This window comes from Natrialba aegyptia DSM 13077 (assembly GCF_000337535.1).
In the GTDB taxonomy this organism is placed as follows: Archaea; Halobacteriota; Halobacteria; order Halobacteriales; family Natrialbaceae; genus Natrialba; species Natrialba aegyptia.
In genome coordinates, this window is the sequence record NZ_AOIP01000033.1 from 69,138 (window position 1) to 84,421 (window position 15,284).

The 15,284-nt window shown below is 62.8% G+C and carries 15 protein-coding genes; 11 read left to right on the plus strand and 4 right to left on the minus strand.

All coding sequences use genetic code 11. The features are described from left to right. Window positions 1-119: 119 nt before the first annotated feature. Both C480_RS16105 and C480_RS16110 read left to right on the plus strand, forming a co-directional pair. Window positions 120-620 carry a cation:proton antiporter regulatory subunit gene (locus tag C480_RS16105; RefSeq protein WP_006666675.1) on the plus strand — a complete coding sequence of 167 codons (501 nt, stop codon included), beginning with the start codon at window positions 120-122 and terminating at the stop codon, window positions 618-620. 35 nt (window positions 621-655) lie between these two features. Continuing rightward, window positions 656-1,957 (plus strand): cation:proton antiporter, encoded by a 1,302-nt coding sequence (locus tag C480_RS16110; protein ID WP_006666676.1) that lies wholly within the window; start codon window positions 656-658, stop codon window positions 1,955-1,957. A gap of 20 nt (window positions 1,958-1,977) precedes the next feature. On the opposite strand, the gene C480_RS16115 is transcribed toward C480_RS16110, so the two are convergent. Both C480_RS16115 and C480_RS16120 read right to left on the minus strand, forming a co-directional pair. Next, the gene (locus tag C480_RS16115; RefSeq protein ID WP_006666677.1) at window positions 1,978-2,424 is read right to left on the minus strand and encodes a hypothetical protein; all 447 of its coding nucleotides are present in this window, start codon (window positions 2,422-2,424) and stop codon (window positions 1,978-1,980) included. 22 nt (window positions 2,425-2,446) lie between these two features. After that, the gene (locus C480_RS16120; protein ID WP_006666678.1) at window positions 2,447-3,013 is read right to left on the minus strand and encodes a DUF2240 family protein; all 567 of its coding nucleotides are present in this window, start codon (window positions 3,011-3,013) and stop codon (window positions 2,447-2,449) included. 32 nt (window positions 3,014-3,045) lie between these two features. Here C480_RS16120 and C480_RS24565 point away from each other — a divergent pair, with 32 nt between their 5' ends. Then, on the plus strand, window positions 3,046-3,180 hold the full coding sequence (locus C480_RS24565) for a hypothetical protein (protein WP_275040281.1): 135 nt from the start codon (window positions 3,046-3,048) through the stop codon (window positions 3,178-3,180). 23 nt (window positions 3,181-3,203) lie between these two features. On the opposite strand, the gene C480_RS16125 is transcribed toward C480_RS24565, so the two are convergent. Next, window positions 3,204-3,860 (minus strand): ribonuclease H family protein, encoded by a 657-nt coding sequence (locus tag C480_RS16125; RefSeq protein ID WP_006666679.1) that lies wholly within the window; start codon window positions 3,858-3,860, stop codon window positions 3,204-3,206. Between the two features lie 233 nt (window positions 3,861-4,093). On the opposite strand from C480_RS16125, the gene C480_RS16130 reads away from it, so the two are divergent. The 8 genes from C480_RS16130 (at window position 4,094) to C480_RS16170 (ending at window position 12,687) form a co-directional block, all read left to right on the plus strand. Beyond that, entirely contained in the window at window positions 4,094-5,647 is a 1,554-nt protein-coding gene (locus tag C480_RS16130) for an ABC transporter substrate-binding protein (RefSeq protein WP_006666680.1), read from the plus strand. A gap of 87 nt (window positions 5,648-5,734) precedes the next feature. Then, window positions 5,735-6,751: an ABC transporter permease gene (locus tag C480_RS16135; RefSeq protein WP_049903809.1), complete on the plus strand. Its 1,017-nt coding sequence runs from the start codon at window positions 5,735-5,737 to the stop codon at window positions 6,749-6,751. Further along, window positions 6,748-7,749 (plus strand): ABC transporter permease, encoded by a 1,002-nt coding sequence (locus C480_RS16140; RefSeq protein WP_006666682.1) that lies wholly within the window; start codon window positions 6,748-6,750, stop codon window positions 7,747-7,749. Before C480_RS16135 ends, C480_RS16140 begins: the two co-directional genes overlap by 4 nt. 6 nt (window positions 7,750-7,755) lie before the next feature. After that, window positions 7,756-9,045, plus strand: a complete 1,290-nt coding sequence (locus tag C480_RS16145) for an ABC transporter ATP-binding protein (protein ID WP_006666683.1) — start codon at window positions 7,756-7,758, stop codon at window positions 9,043-9,045. Continuing rightward, window positions 9,042-10,436 carry an ABC transporter ATP-binding protein gene (locus tag C480_RS16150; protein ID WP_006666684.1) on the plus strand — a complete coding sequence of 465 codons (1,395 nt, stop codon included), beginning with the start codon at window positions 9,042-9,044 and terminating at the stop codon, window positions 10,434-10,436. Before C480_RS16145 ends, C480_RS16150 begins: the two co-directional genes overlap by 4 nt. A 189-nt stretch (window positions 10,437-10,625) precedes the next feature. Then, the gene (locus tag C480_RS16155; RefSeq protein WP_006666685.1) at window positions 10,626-11,000 is read left to right on the plus strand and encodes a DUF7344 domain-containing protein; all 375 of its coding nucleotides are present in this window, start codon (window positions 10,626-10,628) and stop codon (window positions 10,998-11,000) included. A gap of 179 nt (window positions 11,001-11,179) precedes the next feature. Next, window positions 11,180-12,112, plus strand: coding sequence for a DMT family transporter (locus C480_RS16160; RefSeq protein WP_006666686.1), 933 nt, complete (start codon window positions 11,180-11,182; stop codon window positions 12,110-12,112). Between the two features lie 218 nt (window positions 12,113-12,330). Continuing rightward, window positions 12,331-12,687, plus strand: coding sequence for a hypothetical protein (locus C480_RS16170; RefSeq protein ID WP_241433840.1), 357 nt, complete (start codon window positions 12,331-12,333; stop codon window positions 12,685-12,687). A gap of 363 nt (window positions 12,688-13,050) precedes the next feature. Here C480_RS16170 and C480_RS16175 read toward each other — a convergent pair whose 3' ends face one another. Next, entirely contained in the window at window positions 13,051-15,279 is a 2,229-nt protein-coding gene (locus C480_RS16175; protein WP_006666688.1) for a CDC48 family AAA ATPase, read from the minus strand. Window positions 15,280-15,284 lie beyond the last annotated feature (5 nt).

Here is a 15,284-nt window from a genome sequence, read left to right on the forward strand (position 1 = left end):
CCACCACAACGGTTCAGCACGCCGATGAGACAATCCCATGATACACCACTGTCCCGCCCGCCATCGACCCGTCCCCGGTGTGTCACGGATTTTAATATCACGGCCTGCTTGGTTCGTGTATGACCATCTACGAGAGCGACCTCCCCGGCGTTGGAAAGAAGTTCGAGGTCGAACTCGAAAACGACGAACGACTCGTTATCGTCACCCACAATACGGGAAAGCGGGAGGTGTATCGAAAACCGGATCCGGACGCCGACAGCGAGAAACTGTTCGAGGCGTCGGACCGGCTCGCGCGGAAGATCGGCACGATCCTCGAAGGGGCGTACTTCCAGCCGGTTCAGACCGAACGCGTAGAGACGATTCTCTCCGACGATACGTTTCTCGAGTGGTACAGCGTGAGTGAGGGCGCTGAACTCGCCGGACAGAGTATCGCCGATGCACGGATCAGAGAACGAACCGGCGTCTCCATCGTCGCGGTCCAGCGTGCGGGCGAGGTAATCGCGCCACCCGATCCCGAGACGGTGATCAAAGCCGACGACACGCTCGTCGTCGTCGGGGACCGAGAGGACTGTCGCGAGTTCGAAACGTTGCTCGAATCCCAGACCGGAGACGAGGATTGAGCCTCCGGTGGCGGGAGTTTCCGAGGTGAACTCGAGTGGCGGCTGAATCGACCGCACTGATCGATTTGGGAGTCCTGTTCGGAGCGGCAGGAGTCGCCGGACTCGTCGCCCAGCGGATCGACCAATCGGTGATTCCGTGGTACATCCTCATCGGTATACTGCTGGGTCCGCACGTCCTCGGTGAACTCCCGGGAGCACTCGGCGTGGAGTGGACGGTCCGTGGCGTCGATCTGGTCGCGTCGCTCAGTGACGGTGCACTCGCCGACACGGACTTCGTTCACGTCAGTGCCGAGGTCGGGATCGTCCTGTTGTTGTTCTTTCTCGGCCTCGAGTTCAATCTCGACCGCCTGATCCAGGCGAGAGATCGGATCGGGAAGGCGGGGACTGTCGATTTCGCCATCAACTTCGGCGCGGGACTGGGTCTCGGCTGGCTGCTTTTCGACGGGGTACTGCCCGCGTTTCTCACGGCGGGGATCGTCTACATTTCCTCGAGTGCGATCATTACGAAGTCGATCATCGATCTGGGCTGGATCGCAAACGACGAATCGGAGCCGTTGCTCGGGACGCTGGTCTACGAGGATCTCGTTATCGCGGTCTACCTGGCGATCGCGTCGGCGCTCGTCGGCGGTAGCGGCGATGTCGGGGAGGCTCTCGGCCAGATCGGCATTGCAGTCGGGTTTCTCCTGGTCTTGTTGCTCGCCGTCTCGTTCGGAACCGACTGGATCCAGCGCAGTCTCGAAACGGACTCTCACGAGTTCTTCGTCTTGCGTGCGCTCGGCATCACGATATTCGTATCCGGTGTGGCGCTGGCCCTCGGCGTGAGCGAGGCGGTCGCCGCCTTCTTCGTCGGAATGGCGTTCTCCTCGACGGATCACGTCCACGATCTGGAGAACTTGCTCGAACCGCTCCGGGATACCTTCGCGGCGGTGTTTTTCGTCTGGATCGGGATTCAGACGGATCCGATGCTGTTCGCCGACGGGTTCGTCCTCGCAGCGATCGCTGCGGGCGTCGTGCTGACGACCCCGACGAAACTCGTCAGCGGCTATCTCGGGGGGCGTCTCTACGAGCTCGATGTTCAGCGGTCGGTCCGAGTCGGGCTCGGAATGACGACCCGCGGCGAGTTTTCGCTGATCATCGCGAGTCTCGCCATCGGCGGTGCCGGGACCAGCCTCGCCGCGGGGACTGCCGACGCGATCTACGCCTTCGCCATCGGGTACGTACTCGTCATGAGCGTGCTCGGGACGACGCTCATGCAACACTCCGGCCGAATCGAGGCGATCGTCGTGCCGCGACTCGAAGACGCCGTCGACGGGACACCGCAACCGGGCGACGATTGACCAGCACCAGCGCCTGACCGCTACGTACTCGCTCCGTCCGCTCTCTCCGCGCGCACGACCGCCTGCACGACATCCGTCGCGCGCTTGACTTCGGCACCGCTCTCGACGAATACCAGCGTTCGCGGCGGCTGGGTCGCCTTCGGTCGAACGCGGAGCCCGGCGTCCGCAGCGGCCTCGGCCGCAACGTCCTGTCCCGCAGTGAACTCGAGGTGGGAACGGTCGGGGTGGACGAACACCTGTGCGAGTCGCTCACCGGCGGGGTTGTCGGTAGTGATATCGCCGTCATCGTCTCCACTGTCGCCCGTGATCGTCACGTCGTATGCGCGAACACCGTCGACCGTCGGATCGATATCCCGATCGGCATTTGTGACGGCAAGAGCCGCGAGTTCACCGTCCTCGCGGCCGTCGAGTTCGGAGGAGAGCAGTTGTGCGATTCGCGTGCCGTCGGTGGTCCGGTCTTCGACCATGCTGGTGGTGGGATAGCGAGGGTTAACGCTCTTCGGCTTCTACTTCGGCTTCAGCTTCAGATGTGGCTTTGGCTTCGGTTTCAGTTTCAGTTCCGGCTCCTGATGTGTGTTCTGACTCCGATTTCGAATCGGCATCGCCACCGTCGCTGACGAGTTCGGCGCGGGCGGTGGGAACGAGGTCGCTGACGTCGACGCCCTCGCGGCGGGCGTAGACGACGGCAGCGGTTTCGATGGTGACGGCGAGATCGCTCTGGAGGGCGTTAATCGCGCCGACGGCCTCGTGTTTCGCCATGCCGTCGGCGACGAGGGCATCGAGGACGCGTTCGAACGCGGATCGTTCGGTGAGAATGTCCTCGTCCGGCACGAAGTCCTCGGGGATCGTGATCGACGACGGGTCGAAGGTGGCGACGAGTTCGGTGCCGTCGGGTTCGAGGAGGCCGTCCTTGGTGGCGACGTCGATCAGGCGTTTCGACTGGTCGGGGGAGAACCAGTCGCGGTCGAGCGAGAGGGCGACGACGAACTCGCTCTCCTCGAGGCGGTTCGTGCCGTGTTGAACGAAGGGGGCGGCGGCGGCGACGCGAAGGCTCATCGGGGACGACTCTCTGGAGCGGTGAAATAACGATGGCGATTCCGGGTGTTGAACGAGAGCCGTTCGGATATCTGGATACCGCGGATGCCGCGAAGACCGTGTCAGACGGGCTGCTGTACCGAGTTCCCGACGACTCGCAGGACCGATCGCAGGGGCGAGGAAACTGACTGACAGCAGACCGTATCAGGCGTTAGTCCGACGCCTGCTTGTTGTTGCGGTCGGCTCGCGATGGCGGCGGGAACTCGGATGGCGTCGGATCGCCGGGATCGGGACTGGAAGACTGTGGCGGGTCCGGCAGGACACAGCGCGCCGGTTCGTGAGAGAGGTGCTGGTATCGGCCGGGAGTGTTGGCGAGCGGATGAGCGGGATTCTGGTCGCTATCGATCCGTGCGGCGCGGACGGCACCGAAGCCGGTAAGGCGAGCCTGGATGCCGCGCCAGTGATAGCGCGTTGCGGCCGGAATCGAGACGGGCCGTGGCGGCTTGCCGTCGGGGTGGCTCGTTGCCAGAATAGTGTTGTTGACGTTGCTCGCGAGGGCATCGTGGTCGATGAGGACGCCGACGGAGGCATCACGCGGCGCTCGTGCGGCGAGGACATCGAGACCGAGGTGGAGTGCGCGATACTCGGCAACGTTGTTGTCCGGCGGCGTATCCGTCGTCGCGATGCGTGCGACGCGGGTGCCGTCGCGCGTTTCGATAACAGCGCCCAATCCACCACCGGACTCCCGGAACGAGCCGTCGGTCGCGACGTAGAAGTCGCGATGATGCGTCCGAGGAGGGTGTGCAATATGAGGTGTGGGCGACTCGTCGAACAGGTCCCGCAGTGCGGACCGGCCGTGAGCGGCCATATCTGTGATACGGACTGTAGGGAACTTAAGCTTATGGCGCGACTCAGAAACTGGTTCTGCTGGTTGAAAATCAGACGTTCGTTTCAACCGAAAAGAGTCGCTGGCAATGGACGCTTGTCCATCAGTTCACGTGCGCGAAAGACAGTCACCCGTGTGATGTGTGGCCGGTCACCAACATATATAAATAACAGTCCTGCTATGTCCAGGGTATGCAGGGTGCTGACAATACGAGTATGGATCGCCGAACGCTGCTGAAGGTGACCGGTGTTGCCGGGACGACGGTCGGTCTCAGTGCGGTTGCTGGCTGTCTCGGAGACGGCGGGGACGAAGAGATCGACGAGATCACGATCACGCTTTCGGAGTTCCCGGATACGGTCGATCCGATCGATCACATTACCGGCGACTACTTCGACGTGTTCGATCACATCTACGAACCGCTGTTCCACGTCCAACCTGGCGAGGCACCGGAAAGTCGCGTCGTTGAGGACTGGAACCACGGTGATGGCGCCGTCGAGATGACGCTCCGTGATGACGTGCAGTTCCACGACGGGCAAGATCTGACCGCAGAAGACGTGGCGTTTACGCTCCAACGCCAGATCGACGCCGAGTTCGGTCCGGCCTCCTCTCAGGTCGCAGGACTCGGCTCCATTGAAGGAGCGGAGGCAGTCGACGAGACGACGGTTGAGTTCCAGTACAGCGGGGCGGCGGCGCTCGCCGAGTACGAGTTCGGAAACTACGCCCGCGCGATGAACGCGGAGTGGACCCGCGAGCAGGGCGGCGAGGAGGATGCGATCGCGGGGAGTTCGGCCGATATCTTCAACGGAACCGGGCCCTACGAGGTCGTCGATTTCACGCCCGATACCGAAATCGTTCTCGAGCGGTTCGACGATTACTGGGGCGACGAAGCCCCGTTCGAACGCGTGACGTTCAACTCCGACACGGAGTCAAACGGCCGTACCACCGCGGTCGAGACGGGGTCGAGTGATATGTCGATAAACATCCTCCCGCAGGATACACAGACGATAAACGACAACGACGGCACCGAAGTCCGGCGCGTGACCAGCTTCCGGAACATCTTCTGCGTGATGAAAAACGAGTCGGAACCCTTCGACAGCCAGGAGTTCCGGCAGGCGATGAACTACGCGGTCGACAATCAGGCAATCATCGACGGCTCGCTCAGTTCGTTCGGAAGCCCGATGAGTCAGCCGTCACCGCCGGGTGTCAACGGGCATAACCCGGACTTAGAGTACTACTCGCAGGACATCGAGCAGGCCGAACAGCTCGTCGAGGAGAGCGGTTACGCGGGCGTCGAAATCGAACTGACCGCCCCGCAGGGCCGGTACCTCAACGACGCCGCCGTCGCCGAGCGGGTAGCCGACCAGATAGATCAACTCGAGAACGTCAGTTGCGAACCGAACATCGTCGACTTCGGCGTCGTCTCGGACGCGAACTCGGCGGGAATGGACAACTACGAGATTCCGTTCTTCCTGATCGGGTGGGGCGTCATTACGGGTGACACCGACTACGCTGTCTCCGGGTTCTTCCAGGAGGGAGGCGGTGTCCAGACGTTCCGAGACGAGGAGCTTGATTCGGCGATAACCGAGAGCCAAGGCATCGACGAGCCGGACGAGCGCGAACAGGCGCTCCAGGACATCAACGAGATGGCCCGCGAGAAAGCGCCGTGGATCTTCCTCCACCAACAAGAGAGCATCTACGGCATTCGCGACGACATCGAGTGGGAGCCGCGCGAGGACGAGAATATCTGGGTCTGGGAGATGAATCCGTAGTCCGCCCGACCGGTTCCGAAGAACAAGAATCGGCAATAAAACGCATGCACGCACACTGAGCAGACGAAATTTCGCATACGAGGGTACATGTCTATTGGAAAGTTTCTGGTAAAACGGCTCCTGCAGGGGGTACTCGTCATCTGGGGAGTGATTACGATTATGTTCGCGCTGCGGGCAGTTTCGCCGGGTGATCCGGCGAATCTGATCGTCGGCCCGGCGGCCGATCCCGAGATCCGCGATCAGGTCAGAGAACAGTACGGATTAAACGAACCGATCTACGTCCAGTATGTAGACTACGTGCAGGGAATGGTCACCGGCGACTTCGGCTACTCGTTTCAGTCGAGTCGGGAGGTGACGACCATGGTTCTGGAACGAGTTCCGGCGACCCTCGAGTTGGCGATCGCGGCGACGATCATCGCGATCGTGATCGCGGTGCCACTCGGCGTGATCAGCGCCTCGAGACGGAACGAGCCCGCCGATTACGGTGCAACGTTGTTCTCGTTGCTCGGCATCTCGACGCCGAACTTCTGGCTCGGATTGATGCTCATCTTGCTGTTTGCCATTTTCCTGCAGGACCCGATGGAAACCTACCTCGGATTTACCATCCCACAGGGGCGACGGCCGGTCGGTTTCGGTGAAGCGATGATGACGCTTGTGACGACCGGCTACGCAGGCGATTTGCTCACCTGGGTGCGCCACATTACGCTGCCTGCGATCACGCTCGGCACCTACTTCACGGCGATGATCACGCGGTTGACGCGAAGCGGCATGATCGACGAGTTCGGCAAACCCTACGTGACCGCGACCGAGGCGAAGGGGATTCCGTACGTGTTGATCCGGTACAAACACGTCCTGCGGAACACGATGATCCCGATCATCACCGTCCTCGGACTCCAACTGGGGACGCTGATCGGCGGGGCGGTGATCACGGAGACCGTCTTCAACTGGCCCGGGCTCGGTGATCGGTTGATTCAGGCGCTCAACGCGCGCGACTGGCCGCTCATGCAGGGCATTATCGTCTTCATCGCGCTCGGATTCGTCCTGATCAACATCGCGGTCGACGCGCTCTATGCGACACTGGATCCACGGGTGACCAACGAATGATTCCGGACAGACTCGAATCGAATCTGCGGCAGGGCTTTCGCGAGAGTTTACTCCCGAAACTGGGGCTCGTTCTGCTGGCGAGCATCCTCATTATGGCGATCTTTGCGCCGGTGCTCGCGACGCACAATCCGACTCGGACCGGTTACCTCGACGAGAACGGGAACAGTTACCCGCCGCTCGGGACGAGTTACACCACCGAGATCGGCCAGGACGGCGAGTTCGTCGAGGTCGAAGTCGAGTCGACGAGCGACCACCTCCTCGGGACGAACGACATCGGTCAGGACGTGTTCTCCCGACTGGTGTACGGTGCACGAACGTCGATGCTCGTCGGGCTGTTGGGAACCGGACTGGCCGTCCTCATCGGCGTTCCGTTCGGACTGGTCTCCGGCTACTACGGCGGGCGGGTCGACGACGTGATGATGCGCATCGCCGACACCATGCTCGCGTTTCCATCGCTCGTCCTCGCGCTCGCGCTTATCGGCGTCTTCGGTTCGGCCGGGTTCGGCATTCCCGATCCGCTCACCCGATTCGGGCTCATCGATGGTATGCCGGAAAGTACGACGCTCCCCGGAACGGTCACGGTCGTCGTCGCGCTGGTAACGTGGGTTTGGTTCGCCCGCGTCGCCCGCGGCGAGGCGATGAGCGTTCGCAACGAAGAGTACGTCACGGCTGCGCGGAGTATGGGCGCGAGCAACTGGACGATCCTGTTCAAACACGTTCTGCCGAACAGCCTCACCCCGGTGATCGTCCTGGCGACGATTCAGGTCGCCGCAGTCATCCTCCTCGAGAGTTCGCTGTCGTTCCTCGGGTTCTCCGGGACAACGCTCTCGTGGGGCTACGACATCTCGCGAGGTCAGGGGTACCAGCGAACGAGCTGGTGGATCTCGATGGTGCCGGGACTCGGCATCGTCTTCGCGGTCATCGCCGTCAACCTCCTCGGCGACTGGCTTCGCGACGCACTGGATCCGAACATCGAGGGCGAAGGTGGAGGTGCCTAAGCGACCATGACAGACACTGACGATATCTTGCGAGTCAACGACCTCTCGACGCGGTTCTTCACGGAACAGGGACAGGTAAACGCCGTCGACGAACTCGAGTTGCGGATCGAACGCGGCGAGGTCTTCGGCATCGTCGGCGAGAGCGGCAGCGGCAAGAGCGTCACCGCCCGATCGGTGATCGACCTGATCGACGCTCCCGGCGAGATCGTCGACGGCGAGATCTGGTTCGACGACGCCGAGTTGGCCGAGAGGGTTCGCGAGGATGCACCCGACGCCGTCGACGGCTCGTTCGTCGACCTGCTGTCGGTATCATCCGCGGTTCGCCAATCCCTTCGGGGCACGTCCTTCAGCATGATCTTTCAGGACCCCGAGAGCAGTTTCAACCCGAGTCTCACGGTCGGCGAACAGCTCGCCGAGGCCGTCGAGGTCCAACGGCGGGCCAGCGCGAACCCGCGCTCGACGAAGGCCAAAACGGACTCCGCCGAGTATTCCTTCGGAAATCTCCTGCTGTCGACGGTGCTCCCCTCACAGCAGTTCGTCACCGAGGAGAGCCGCGAGCGCGCGATCGAACTCCTCGAACTCGTCGGCATTCCCGACCCGGTCGAACGCGCCGACGAGTACCCCCACGAGTACTCCGGCGGGATGCTCCAGCGAGCGATGATCGCCCAGGCCCTCGCCGGCGAGCCCGACGTGTTGATCGCGGACGAGCCGACGACGGCCCTGGACGTGACGATCCAGGCCCAGATTCTGGATCTGCTCGACGATCTCCAGACCGAAACGGGGATGACGATCCTGCTGATCACGCACAATTTGGGCGTCGTCGCGCGGATGTGCGATCGCGTCGGCGTCATGTACGCCGGCGAGATCGTCGAGCGCGGCACGCTCGAGGACGTCTTCGACGATCACGTCCACCCCTACACCGAGGGGCTGCTGGGATCGATTCCCGAACTCGGGGGGGCGAACGGACAACTCGAACCGATCGGCGGCAACGTGCCGAGCCTGCTCGATCACGAGATGGAGGACCGCTGTCACTTCGCCGATCGATGTCCGATGGCGATGGAGGACTGTCTCGACCATCCGCCCGAGTTCGACGCGGCGGGCAGCGAGGACCACACCGTTCGCTGTGTGCTAGCGACGCAGTCCTATACCGAACGCGAGGCGTTGCCGCCGAACTACTTCGGCGACGCGGAGCGACCGGCCGGGGAGAAACACGCTGAGCCGGCGCATTCCGACGGCGAACAGCCGGCGGAGCGAACACGGACGACGATCAGTGACTCGGGAGGTGAGTCACGATGAGTTCCGACGACAACCGTGCGACGAGTTCGGCGTCCGCTGAACTCGCCACCGGGATCGAGACGGACACACCCGAGGGGGAGCCACTCGTCCGCGTCGAGAACCTCAAGAAGTACTTCTGGGAGAACGACTCGCTACTCGACCGCCTGCTCGGTGACGAACCGGTCGCCGTGCAGGCCGTCGACGGCGTGAGCTTTGAGATCCGCGAGGGCGAGACGCTCGGTCTCGTCGGCGAATCCGGCTGTGGGAAGTCGACGACGGGTGAGACGCTACTGCGACTCCAGGAGCCGACCGACGGACGCGTCGAGTTCGCCGGAACGAACGTCTATGAAATGGAGGGCAGCGACCTTACCGCGTTCCGACGGGAAGCGCAGGTCGTCTTTCAGGACCCGTTTTCGAGTCTCGATCCCCGAATGACGATCGGCGATATCGTCCAGCAGCCGCTCGACATTCACGATGTCGGAGCGGACGAAGAGCGCCGCGAACGCGTCCGTAATCTCCTCGAACGGGTCGGCCTCTCGGTGGACCAGCTCGATCGGTATCCACACGAGTTCTCCGGCGGGCAGCGCCAGCGCATTGGAATCGCGCGAGCGCTCGCGCTCGAACCGGAGTTTCTGGTGTTAGACGAACCGACGAGCGCACTCGACGTATCGGTGCAGGCACAGGTCTTGAACCTCTTGGAGGATCTCCAGGCGGAGTTCGATCTGACCTACCTGCTCATCAGTCACGACCTCTCCGTGATTCGTCATATCTGCGATCGGGTCGCGGTGATGTACCTGGGCGAAATCGTCGAAATCGGTCCCGTCGAAGAGTTGTTCGAGGACCCGAAACACCCCTACACGAAGGCGCTGCTCGAGAGCGTCCCCCGGGCGACGACGGACGAGCGAGAGCGCGATCGGGAGACCCTCGCGGGTGACGTGCCTTCGCCGCGCGATCCCCCGAGTGGCTGCCGGTTCCGGACGCGCTGTCCGATGGTGATTCCGCCCGAAGAACTCGACATCGACCAGGAGACATACCGCGAACTTATGACGGTTCGAGAGCGCATCGAGAGCCGCGATATCTCGCTCGAGACCGTCGGTGACGACGATCAGTTCTCCGTCGAGGACGGTTCCGTTCCCGAGGCCGACATCCCGGCGTTCGTGGCGGCCCTGAAGCGTCGCCTGTTCGACGAACCCCTTCCGCCGCACCACGACGAAATCGTCGAAACGGCCCTCACCGAACTGGCCGCCTCGAACTGGGAGGACGCTGCGGCCATCCTCCGGACGGAATACGAGAGCGTCTGCGAACGCGATCACCCAGGACTCGGGAACAACACACATTCGGTCGCCTGCCACCTCTACGGGACGGCCGCCGACTCCGACAGCGCGGTCGATCCGAACTCGTGGCGCGGCTGAACTCGCTCCCGGAGGGACAGGGTACGGTTCACCCGTTTTGCTGATGTCTCTGCTATAACAATCATCTAGCGTGAATATTGGCAGGACGGTGAGTCTGGCCACCATTATCGGTATCTGTTACATGTAGAACCATGCAGAACCAATCTGTATTGGCAGCAGGTGTAATACCGCCTAGGGCCTGACACAGATATGACCTACTCAGACCGCGCGACCGCCTCCCGGATGGAAGCAGCCTGCGACCTGCTGTCGAAAACGGAACGTCGCTACCTGCTCTACCAGCTGGCGGACGACCGTCGGACGACGCTCGATGACCTGCTCACGCAGATCGTCGCCTGGAAACGCGGCGAAACGGTCGACACCGTTGACGGCGACACCCGCCGACAGCTGTACGTCTCACTGGTACACAACCACCTGCCACGGCTCGCTGACTACGATATCATCGAATACGACCTTCGAAGCGGCGATATCGTACTCAGTGAAGGGTTCGAAGACATCAAACCGCTCCTCGAGCAGTTCAAACAGACCGAGGAGATCCCCGAGCTCCGCAAGCAGCCAACGCTGTAGCAGCCGAGACAGCAGGAGACGCCAGATTTCAAATTATCCGGCGGTCGCGCGCTAGCCGTCTGCTATCCACTCGCTACCCGTCTCAGTTCCGATCTTTCTGCGACATAGCGACTCGCGCTATCCCATTCGAATCGAAACACATAGTGTCTCAGAATCGAGAGCACTGCTGTGAATCGAGTGTGAGTCGCTACCGGAACTTCGGACTTTTCCTGACGCTCGCAGCGGCCTGGGGAACGGCCTTCGTCGCGATCAGCGCCGGCCTCGAATACTTCCCGCCCGTTCTCTTTGCAGCGTTTCGCTACGATATCGCCGGCCTCGTGATGCTCGCGTACGCAGCCAGTACCGTCGACGACTGGTATCCGCGAACTCGTGGCGAGTGGGCTGTCACCGCCGTCGGTGCGACCCTGCTGATCGCAGCCTATCACGTGTTTCTCTTCACGGGGCAACTGAACACGACTGCCGCTGCGGCCGCGATTCTGGTAAGTCTCTCGCCGATCCTGACGACGGGCTTTAGCCGCGTCTTGTTGCCATCCGATGCGCTCTCGTGGGCCGGAATCGTCGGTGTGGTGTTCGGACTGGTCGGCGTCGCCGTTATCGTCCAGCCCAATCCCTCGAACCTGTTCGCAACGGACGCCGTCGCGAAGGCACTCGTCTTCTGTGCGGCGACCGCCTTCGCCCTCGGAAGCGTTCTCACCCGTCGGATCGAGGCGACGCTCCCGATCGAAACGATGGAGGCCTGGTCGATGCTCGGCGGGGCGGTACTGATGCATCTCGTCAGCCTCGGCCTGCGAGAGCCGATCGACCCGGCGGCCTGGACCGACCCGCAAGCGATCGGTGCGCTCGCGTACCTCTCACTGATCGCGAGCGCGCTCGGCTTCCTGCTTTACTTCGATCTGCTCGAGCGCCTGGGTGCCGTCGAGATAAACATGGTCTCGTACGTCGCGCCGATCTTCACCGCCGTCGTCGGCTGGCTCTACCTCGATCAGGTCGTCGACGCCACGACGGTCGCCGGATTCGGGCTCATCGCACTCGGATTCGTCCTCGTCAAACGCCAGGCGATCCGCGACGAGTTCAGTCACGTGTGGTCGTTGGCAGCTCGGAGCCGAGAGTAGCGAGCTAGCGACGGCGCGGGGTGGGACCGGTACCGTTTTGCCGGTCGTCCTGCTGGTGGGTGTGCCCGACGTAGAGGGCGAGGAGGTTGAGGAGGAACAGGAGGAGGAACGCGGTCGTCTGGACGCGCGTGGAGAGTCCGGTAAGCAGGATCGGGATATAGATGAACGGGAGGACGATCGCGGCCCAGAATCCCGTGACGCGGAGATACGAAGTGAGTGTGTGCAGGGGGGTAGGGTCGGCCGGCGAGGACGAGGGTGGTGGTGACTCGGAAGCCGATCCAGTGGAAGAAGAGAGCGACGAGGACGCGGACGACGAACGAGTTGACGAAGAAGGCGACGCGGACGAAGCCGAGTCGGTAGTGGGTGACGCGTCCGCACGGACGGTCGTTGCTGCTGTGGGGTCCGCTATCGTCGGTGGCGTCGTATCCGTCGTTGTGGCTGGTGGTGACGCCGATTCGTTCGACGCCGTCGAACCGGACGTTGTCTCGTTCGATGCAGCGGACGACTCTCGGGGAGATGCAGATTCCGACATCGAGACACCGTTGGTCCAATTCTTGATTGCGGCCGGCATATAGCAGCGCGACTGTTTCGAATCGTTGGTCGGAATTCATGCGAATCTTCGTCTCCCCACTCGAGTTCAGGCGAGCGCCACGGGCCGTGGCCTGTCGGTAAGATCGGCGTAAGCAATCCGTGGTTGCAGTAAGCAGTGATTACGGTGGTGTCGACGCGGGACGGTGGCCGGAACTCGGGGCCCGGGGCCAATCGACCGCGAAGACGGACGACAGCCCGCGAGTAGCGGACACCACAGCTACCGCCCGAACGCGATTGGAGGGAGTACGCAGGGGAGACGGAGACCGGTCGGGGAACCGCGGATGATGTGGCCGAGGAAAACGAGACCGGAGAGCGGACACCAGAGAACAGACGAAACGGGCAGACCGTTACTGGAATCCGATCCGGCTGCCACGGCGGCCTGTCGGATCCGGGCCGGCCGAGCCGCCCTTGAACTCGTCTTCGATCTGTTCGTAGTAGTCGAGGATGTCGTCGGTGATCGTCGGGCGGACGTTCTCCATCGCCTGCCGGAAGTGGCGCATCTCGACGACGTTGGCCTCGTGGTCCTCGCGCAGCGCTTCGATCGCGGCCTCGCGGGCGATCGATTCGAGATCGCTGCCGACGTAGCCGTCGGTGATCTCGGCGATTTCGCGGAGGGTTACGTCCGCGGCCAGCGGCGTCTCCTGGGTGTGGATATCGAGGATGCGTTCGCGGCCCTCGATATCGGGTTCGCCGATCATGACGAGGCGGTCGAAGCGACCCGAGCGCAAGAGCGCGGGATCGATCATGTCCGGGCGGTTCGTCGCGCCGATGACCATCACGTCCTCCATGTCCTCCAGCCCGTCGAGTTCGGTCAGGAGTTGGTTGACGACGCGTTCGGAGACGTTCGATCCGGTTTCGCCGCCGCGGCCGGGGGCGAGGGCGTCGAGTTCGTCGAAGAAGATCACCGTGGGCGAGACCTGCCGGGCCTTCCGGAAGGTCTGGCGGATGGCCTTTTCCGATTCGCCGACCCATTTGCTGAGGAGTTGCGGCCCGCGCACGGAGATGAAGTTGGCGTTGGTCTCGTTGGCGACGGCTTTCGCCATGAGCGTCTTCCCGGTTCCGGGTGGGCCGTACAGCAAGACGCCGGCGGGCGGATCGATTCCGAGTCGGGTGAACCGTTCGGGGTTGTTGAGCGGCCACTCGACCGACTCTTTGACTTGATCTTTGGCGTCGTGAAGGCCGCCGACGTCGTCCCAGGTAATCTTCGGGAGTTCGACGAGGACTTCCCGCATCGCGGAGGGTTCGACTTCGTTGAGCGCACCGCGGAAGTCCTCGCGTTTGACGATCATCCGGTCGATCAGGCTGGGCGGGATGTCCTCCTCGTCTAAGTCGATTTCCGGGAGGTAGCGCCGCAGCGCCTTCATCGCGGCCTCTTTGGTCAGGCTCTCGATGTCCGCACCGACGAAGCCGTGTGTTTCGTCGGCCAGGTGCGAGAGGTTGACGTCGTCCGAGAGGGGCATGCCGCGCGTGTGAATCTGCAGGATCTCTTCGCGGCCGGTTTCGTCGGGGACGCCGATTTCGATCTCGCGGTCGAAGCGGCCGGGGCGGCGCAGTGCGGGATCGACGCTGTCGACGCGGTTGGTCGCCGCGATGACGATGACCTGGCCGCGCGTTTCGAGGCCGTCCATCATCGTCAGCAGTTGGGCGACGACGCGGCGTTCGACCTCGCCGGTCACGTCCTCGCGTTTGGGCGCGATGGAGTCGAGTTCATCGATGAAGATGATGGCGGGAGACTCCTCGCTCGCGTCCTCGAAGATCTCGCGTAACTGCTGTTCGGACTCGCCGTAGTACTTCGAGATGATCTCCGGGCCGGCGATCGAGAAGAACGACGCCGAGGTTTCGTTGGCGACGGCCTTCGCGAGCAGGGTCTTCCCGGTGCCGGGCGGACCGTGTAGGAGGACGCCCTGCGGGGGTTCGATCCCCAATTTCTTGAATATCTGGGGGTGTTTCATCGGGAGTTCGACCATCTCCCGGACCCGCTGGATCTCGCTCTGGAGTCCGCCGATGTCTTCGTAGGTGATCCCGCCGCCGGTCTTCTCGAAGCCGGAGATGGGTTCTTCGCGGAGTTCGACGTCGGTGTCTTCAGTGATGAGGACCACCCCTTCGGGTTCGGTTTCGACTGCGATCAGCGGGATCGCCTGGCCGGGCGACCGCATGAACGGGTGGTTCGTCGAGGACATGACGGGGACGATATCGCGACCGACGACCGGCCGTTTCAGAATCTGGCGTTTGACCATGCCCGCAGCGTCGGAGCCGAACTGCACCGACGCCTCCTCGGGCGGGGCGAGGACGAGGCTATCGGCCTTGGTCGCCTCCGCCTTGCGAATCGTCACTCGCTCGCCGATACCCACGTCGGCGTTCTGTCGCGTGAACCCGTCGATTCGGACGGTATCCGTGTTCCAGTCCTGCCGGTCCGCACGCCACACCTTCGCAGCGGTCGTATCTGCGCCTTCGATTTCGATGATGTCGCCCGGACTCAGCTTCAAATGCAACAGCGTGTCCGGGTCGAGCCGGGCGATACCACGACCCGAGTCGTTCGGGTACGCCTTCGCAACCTCCAGTTGAACTTCATTCATGATTC

Bases quoted from the DNA above. Each gene is read 5' to 3' on its own strand.
- C480_RS16105 (WP_006666675.1), top strand. From the start codon at position 120: ATGACCATCTACGAGAGCGACCTCCCCGGCGTTGGAAAGAAGTTCGAG.
- C480_RS16115 (WP_006666677.1), bottom strand. From the start codon at position 2,424: ATGGTCGAAGACCGGACCACCGACGGCACGCGAATCGCACAACTGCTC.
- C480_RS16120 (WP_006666678.1), bottom strand. From the start codon at position 3,013: ATGAGCCTTCGCGTCGCCGCCGCCGCCCCCTTCGTTCAACACGGCACG.
- C480_RS24565 (WP_275040281.1), top strand. From the start codon at position 3,046: ATGGCGATTCCGGGTGTTGAACGAGAGCCGTTCGGATATCTGGATACC.
- C480_RS16125 (WP_006666679.1), bottom strand. From the start codon at position 3,860: ATGGCCGCTCACGGCCGGTCCGCACTGCGGGACCTGTTCGACGAGTCG.
- C480_RS16130 (WP_006666680.1), top strand. From the start codon at position 4,094: ATGGATCGCCGAACGCTGCTGAAGGTGACCGGTGTTGCCGGGACGACG.
- C480_RS16135 (WP_049903809.1), top strand. From the start codon at position 5,735: ATGTCTATTGGAAAGTTTCTGGTAAAACGGCTCCTGCAGGGGGTACTC.
- C480_RS16140 (WP_006666682.1), top strand. From the start codon at position 6,748: ATGATTCCGGACAGACTCGAATCGAATCTGCGGCAGGGCTTTCGCGAG.
- C480_RS16145 (WP_006666683.1), top strand. From the start codon at position 7,756: ATGACAGACACTGACGATATCTTGCGAGTCAACGACCTCTCGACGCGG.
- C480_RS16150 (WP_006666684.1), top strand. From the start codon at position 9,042: ATGAGTTCCGACGACAACCGTGCGACGAGTTCGGCGTCCGCTGAACTC.
- C480_RS16155 (WP_006666685.1), top strand. From the start codon at position 10,626: ATGACCTACTCAGACCGCGCGACCGCCTCCCGGATGGAAGCAGCCTGC.
- C480_RS16175 (WP_006666688.1), bottom strand. From the start codon at position 15,279: ATGAATGAAGTTCAACTGGAGGTTGCGAAGGCGTACCCGAACGACTCG.